Origin of the sequence: uncultured Desulfovibrio sp. (assembly GCF_944324505.1) — a bacterium.
GTDB lineage: Bacteria > Desulfobacterota > Desulfovibrionia > Desulfovibrionales > Desulfovibrionaceae > Desulfovibrio.
The window spans coordinates 1-5,775 of sequence record NZ_CALUWO010000013.1 but is presented as its reverse complement, the minus strand read 5'-3'; the positions used below and the strand labels follow the sequence as shown (position 1 = coordinate 5,775).

Annotated in this window: 4 protein-coding genes and 1 pseudogene; 1 reads left to right on the top strand and 4 read right to left on the bottom strand. The window is 61.7% G+C overall.

Annotated elements, in window-relative coordinates; all coding sequences use genetic code 11:
• Positions 1–526 precede the first annotated feature (526 nt).
• Entirely contained in the window at positions 527–964 is a 438-nt protein-coding gene (locus Q0J57_RS10020) for a hypothetical protein (RefSeq protein ID WP_297219830.1), read from the top strand.
• 283 nt (positions 965–1,247) lie between these two features.
• Here the strand turns inward: Q0J57_RS10020 and Q0J57_RS10015 are convergent, their stop codons facing one another.
• From Q0J57_RS10015 to Q0J57_RS10000, 4 genes and pseudogenes are all read right to left on the bottom strand, one after another.
• A complete protein-coding gene (locus Q0J57_RS10015) occupies positions 1,248–3,890 on the bottom strand; it encodes a heavy metal translocating P-type ATPase (protein ID WP_297219828.1) in 2,643 nt (880 codons plus the stop codon).
• A gap of 678 nt (positions 3,891–4,568) precedes the next feature.
• A complete protein-coding gene (gene amrA, locus Q0J57_RS10010; RefSeq protein WP_297219826.1) occupies positions 4,569–5,150 on the bottom strand; it encodes an AmmeMemoRadiSam system protein A in 582 nt (193 codons plus the stop codon).
• A gap of 109 nt (positions 5,151–5,259) precedes the next feature.
• Positions 5,260–5,502: a dissimilatory sulfite reductase D family protein gene (locus tag Q0J57_RS10005; RefSeq protein ID WP_297219824.1), complete on the bottom strand. Its 243-nt coding sequence runs from the start codon at positions 5,500–5,502 to the stop codon at positions 5,260–5,262.
• Positions 5,503–5,559: 57 nt separating this feature from the next.
• Positions 5,560–5,775: pseudogene (locus Q0J57_RS10000) on the bottom strand (sulfite reductase, dissimilatory-type beta subunit); the annotation flags it as partial.

The window sequence follows — 5,775 nt, the reverse complement described above, 5'->3', positions numbered from 1 at the left end:
TCGCCGATGATACTGCATAACGTCATGTGGGAAAGTAGGCCGCTGCCAAAGATTGTTCCAGAACCCCTCGCTGCGTTACGCGCGAGGGGTTCTTTGTTTATGCGGCCTCCTCTGGCCGCTTTTTTTGTCTGTGGCGCCTGCTGCCGCCTGCTCCGGGCAGAGGGCCTGCGGTGGTGCATCTGCCAGAAGGCTGTCCCGGTCCGGCAGAGGAGGAGGGATGGCACGCTCAGTCAGGGAGACAGGGCGGCATGGTTGCTGCCGGCGGGCTGGCAGCGGGGACAATGCGCCGCAGTAACGACATGCGTTTTTGGCTACGCATGTAATGCTGATCGTCGCGACAGCCGCAAAGGCAGGGCTGTGCAACGCAGCCGGTTGGGCAGGAAAACGGGCAGGCGGGGCTGTTGGTGCCGGCTTGCGGGCCAGACAGGGAACGAGCCGCCGTGTTCTGATTACGCCCAGAGGTCGAGAGAAAATGGCCGGAGGGCAGACAGCATGCCCGCCACTGCTGCGGCCGCAGAATGGCGGCATGCGCCTGCGTTCGGTCAGAAAAGGGAAAAGTCGCTGCCGGTTGGCGGCGCTTGCGGACAACGCTCCCGTCCCTTGTGCTGTCGCGGCAAGATCAAGGAAAAGCCATACGGAAAATTTTTCTCCCTGCGGCGACGCCACTGGCCGGGAGGAAATGGCGGGCCGGCTGGGTTTGCTCGAAGATGCGTTGTTTTTCGCGTCGTGCGCGATGGGTTTTGCTGGAGGCAAAACCTTCTGTGTGGTGATAGACGCAGGAAGGCGCTACGTCTGGCTATGGTGTTTCAGCCGGGAATACCCGCATATTTGTAATGCTGGTGCTTTACAGGTGGTCTGTACGCTGATTCTTCTGGACGGGACAGTAGAATCGGTTGTGGCATTTTTCTGGTCTGCCGTTGTCTGGCAGATGTGGGCGGGAACAGGAGCGGGCTGGACCTCTTGAGAACAGGGCCGCTGTGCATATCACGCAAATTTCGAAAAACATGCCGGGTGTTCGGCATCCGGCCCATGAAAAGCCGGCCAGGTCATCCCCGAATCCATGACAAGGCCGGACGATCTGCGGCCTTGGAAGAGGCGGCATAGCCCATACATGGAGTTGGGAATGCCGCCTGGGTGGGAAAAGAAAGCATGGCATCCTGAGTCGTTGAAAGATACTAACGGGCAGACATGGAAACCGTCGTTTCCATGTCTGCCCGTTTTTGAAACTCGTGGGGATAATGCTGTTATTATTTCCGCATGGCGCGCAGGCCATTGGCCACCACCAGCAGGGCCGTGCCCACATCGGCAAAGACCGCCATCCACATGGTGGCATGTCCGGTAAAGGTCAGGGCAAAGAACAGGGCCTTGACGCCCAGGGCCAGGGAGATGTTCTGCACCAGAATGGCATAGGTGGACCGGGACAGGCGGATAAAGCGGGGGATTTTCCGCAGGTCATCATCCATAAGCGCCACATCGGCGGTTTCAATGGCGGTATCCGTACCGCCGCCGGCCATGGCAAAGCCGATGTTGGCTCTGGCCAGGGCAGGGGCGTCGTTGATGCCATCGCCCACCATGCCCACGATTTCTCCGCGCTGCTCCAGCTGCTCGATGACGGCGAGCTTGTCTTCCGGGAGCATGTTGGCCTTGAACTCGTCCACGCCCACCTGCCGGGCAATGACCTCGGCCGTATGTTCATTGTCACCGGTGAGCATGACGGTTTTCACGCCGAGCGTCTTCAGCGTGCTGATGGCTTCCAGGCTGCTGTCCTTGACCGTATCCGCCACGGCAAACAGGCCCTGCACGCTGCCTTCCCCCACAAGGGCCACCACGGTCTTTCCCTGTTTTTCCAAGCGGAATATATGTTCCTCGACGGCTTTTGCGCAGCATTGCAGCGCTTCCACCATTCTGTGACTGCCCAGAAACCAGTCCTTGCCGTCAATGCTGCCGCGAATGCCCTGGCCGGGAATGGCCGCAAAGTTGTCCACGGTCTGGAGCGGGATGCCGTCAGCCGCAGCGGCCTGGGCAATGGCCCGGGAAACAGGGTGATCGGAACGGGCTGCCAGACTGGCCGCCAGCGAACGGAGCGCATCTTCCGCACGGCTGCCCATGGGGACAATGTCCGTCTGGCGCGGTTTGCCGTGGGTGATGGTGCCGGTCTTGTCCAGAGCCAGGCAGGTCAGCCGTCTGCCCTGCTCAAGGAACATGCCGCCCTTGATGAGAATGCCGTAGCGGGTGGCGGCGGCCATGCCGCTGACGATGCTGACCGGGGTGGAAATGACCAGGGCGCACGGGCAGCCGATGACCAGGACCACCAGGGCGGTATAGATGGCATCCATCCAGGCGCTGTGCAGGAACAGCGGCGGAACAAGGGCTACCACAATGGCCGTCAGAAAGACCGCCGGCGTATAGTATTTGGCAAAGGTATCCACAAAGCGCTGTATGGGGGCCCGGCTTCCCTGGGCTTCTTCCACGGCGTGAATGATGCGGGCCAGGGTGGAATGAGAGGCCGGGGCAGTCACCGTGAATTCAAAGGAGCCGGACTCATTGATGGTTCCCGCGTAGACAGGACTTCCGGCCGTTTTTTCCACCGGCATGCTTTCGCCGGTAATGGGGGCCTGGTTGACCATGGACTGACCGGAAACCACGCTGCCGTCCAGGGCGATCTTTTCCCCTGGCCGCACGCGCACCCGGCTGCCCACAGCCACGTCGCGGATATCCATGTCGCGCCAGCTGCCGTCCTTCTGCTGCACGGTGGCCGTTTCGGGGGCAAGGGCAAGCAGGCCCTTGATGGCATTGCGCGCCTTGTCCAGAGCAAGGGCCTCGATGGCTTCCGAGATATTGAACAGCACCATGACCATGGCCGCTTCGGGAAACTGGCCGATACACACGGCGCCCGTGACGGCAACGGACATAAGGGCATTGATATTCAGATTGGCATTGGAAACAGCCACCCAGCCCTTGCGATAGGTGGTCAGGCCGCTCAGGGCAATGGCCACGATGGCAAAGAGCAGCGGCAGGCAGGACAGCACGGAAACGCCCCCCACGGTCCAGGCAGACAGATCAAGGCCCAGGGGCGCTGCTCCCCATGCCTGCAAGAGTTCCGTTCCTTCGGACAGGGCGGCAAAGACGCCCGCAAGGGCCAGACGCTTCCAGGGAATATGCGGCGCCGGTAGCGGGGCGCTTTGGGGGGCAGTGGTGTCAAGGCGCCGGGCATCCATGTTCAGGGAGGCCAGCGCAGCGGATATGCCGGGCAATGCCTCCGGCGTGTGCCGCACACGCAGCACACGCTGCATCAGGTTGAAATCCAGCGCCAGCACGCCCGGCATGGGGGCAAGTCGGCTGCGGATTAGGCGTTCCTCTTCCGGGCAGTCCATGCCGTTGATGAGGAAGGCCGTTTCTTCGCCACGGGAGGCCGTCAGCGGTTCCGGCGTCATGTCAATGGATTTCAGGGCGTCTTCTATGCCCGTGGTGGACGGCAGGTCATGGTCAATGGTGAGGACGCGCTGCATGAGGTTGAAGTTCAGGCCGGTGATGCCCGGCATGTTCGCCAGTTTTTTCCTGATAAGCGCCTCTTCCATGGGGCAGTCCATGTTGGCAATGCGGTAGACGGCACGCTGTGCCGAGGCTTCCCCCAGCGGCGCGGTCTCTTCCTGCGGGCTGCCCGCTTCCTGGACATGGGCATGGCCGTGGCAGCAGCAGGACGGCGTTGGCGCATGCTGGTGCGCATCGCAGTCTGCATGTTCATGGTGGGTATGCTGGTGCGCGGCTTTGGCAGCGGCCGGGGCCGCCGGTTTCGTCGCGGCATGCTTCAGCTGCCGGGCCTTATCACAGATAAATCCACGCGGGTGAAACTGCCCGCAGGGACATGCTACCAGGGTATCCGTTTCCATCCTTTTCCTCCAGCGGGCATGGTTTGGCGTATGCCCGGTGTCTCAATGGCTCTGTACAGACCATAGTGCTTATAGTTGCTATAGGGTCAAGAGGGAGATAAAATTTTTTTCCAGAGTCACGGACAGGGAGGGAATGTTTTCTGATTGCGAAGAATAACAAGGAGACAGTCTGCTTTTGAGGGCAGACGCATGGCATGCGGCGGCGCAGGGACATCGTCAGACCGGTTTTTGGGCACAGCGGGCACGGGAACAGGGGAACCGGGAGTGAGCCTGCGGCTTCTCCCGCGGCTGGGCAAAGCAAAGCCCCTGCGGAGGCCCTGCGGGCGTACAAGCGCGTCGCCGGAGCAGCTGGCGCGTGAAAAAGCGGGGCTGACAGGTACAGGCCATGCCGGCCCCGGAGCAGCGGGGACAGGGCCTGCACTGCGGACAACGCTGTTCCGCATCAGGCCGTGAGGCATAGGCAGGCCCGAGAAAGACAGGGATGTCAGCTCCCTTTTTCCACGCGCCCAGGGGAGGCTATTGCTGCTGTGGAAAAAGGGAAAGGGCGGGCGTAGCGCGGGAGCGGGGAGCGTGATCGACGCGGGGATGCAGAGGAACGCCGGGACGGATACGACTGCCTGTGCCCGCCGAAGCAGGCACAGGCACGGAAACGGGCAGGGCAGCGCGCTTCGGGAAAGATCAGGCGTCCGGCGCGGCATCAATATGTACTGTTTCGTACCAAAACAGGCGGGCCTGGGGCAGCTTCCAGCTGTGGGGTGGCAGACCGGCCTTGCGACAGAGCTGCTCCACATAGGTCAGCCTGTCCCAGCCCTGTTCAACGGGGACTTCCGGCAGAAAGACGGCATGCCGGCCCTCGGCTTCCAGCAGCAGGCCGTGGCGCCCCAGCACCACATGCGCCAGACCGGGGCAGGGCGTCAGCGGCCCCAGAACGGAAATGCTTATGCGCACGTCGGGCCATTCGTCCAGCGTCAGAGGCGCAAAGCGCCAGTCGTGAAACGCCGCGGCCTGCGCCATACGCCAGACATTGGCAAAAAGCGGCTCCTGACCGACCATGGTGCCGATGCAGCCGCGCAGCTGCCCGGCCTTTTTGAGCGTGACAAAGGAGCCAAGCGGCTGGCTGAGAATGCCGTGGGCCAGGGCCTGCGGCAATGCGGGGGACACGGGGCGGGACGGGGGCCGTAGCGTGCTTTCGATACTTTGCCGGGCAAGATGGGCGAGAGCCTGCTGCTCCGCCGGAGAAAGCGTAAATTCGGTGCTCATAGGGATATCCTGCTGCCCATAAAAAAGATTGCCACAACTTGCGTTGCGGCAATACTTTTTCGATGGTTGACGGTGCTGACCCGGAGGTCACACCCCAGCGAGGGGACGACTAGTCCTCGCCTTCGGTGTGGGCCTGCTTGCCGGCGCCCTTCAGACCGTACATGGTGGTGGAACCGGAAGACCAGAATTCCAGCACTTCCTCGTTCACCAGCTGGGTGAGGATCTTCTTCACTTCGCGGGGACCCTTGTCGGGGAAGAGGTCCGTGAAGTCCTTGAAGTAGAACTTGGACTTGGCAGCGGACTTGCCCTTGAGGAAGTCAACAATAATGTCTTTATCAGTTTTGTCAGCCATTTTCTTCTCCTGTCCCGGCGGTGCGCCAGGCACCGCCGGGGTTGCAGCAAACCTGGACTAGAACTTGAACTGGGTGCTCTGGCGCCAGGTGTAGTAGGCCGGATCGCGGAAGTCGTCGATCAGATGATGGGTGAACTTCAGGCCGGTGAGCTTGAAGAAGGTTTCCCAACCGATGCGGTTGGCCCAGTCACCCAGACGTTCGTACTTGTTGGCATTGGCCGCGTACACGTCAAGGATGTGCTTGACGGTCTTGGTCAGGGTGGGCCAGCGGGG

Bases quoted from the DNA above. Each gene is read 5' to 3' on its own strand.
- Q0J57_RS10020 (WP_297219830.1), top strand. From the start codon at position 527: ATGCGCCTGCGTTCGGTCAGAAAAGGGAAAAGTCGCTGCCGGTTGGCG.
- Q0J57_RS10015 (WP_297219828.1), bottom strand. From the start codon at position 3,890: ATGGAAACGGATACCCTGGTAGCATGTCCCTGCGGGCAGTTTCACCCG.
- amrA (WP_297219826.1), bottom strand. From the start codon at position 5,150: ATGAGCACCGAATTTACGCTTTCTCCGGCGGAGCAGCAGGCTCTCGCC.
- Q0J57_RS10005 (WP_297219824.1), bottom strand. From the start codon at position 5,502: ATGGCTGACAAAACTGATAAAGACATTATTGTTGACTTCCTCAAGGGC.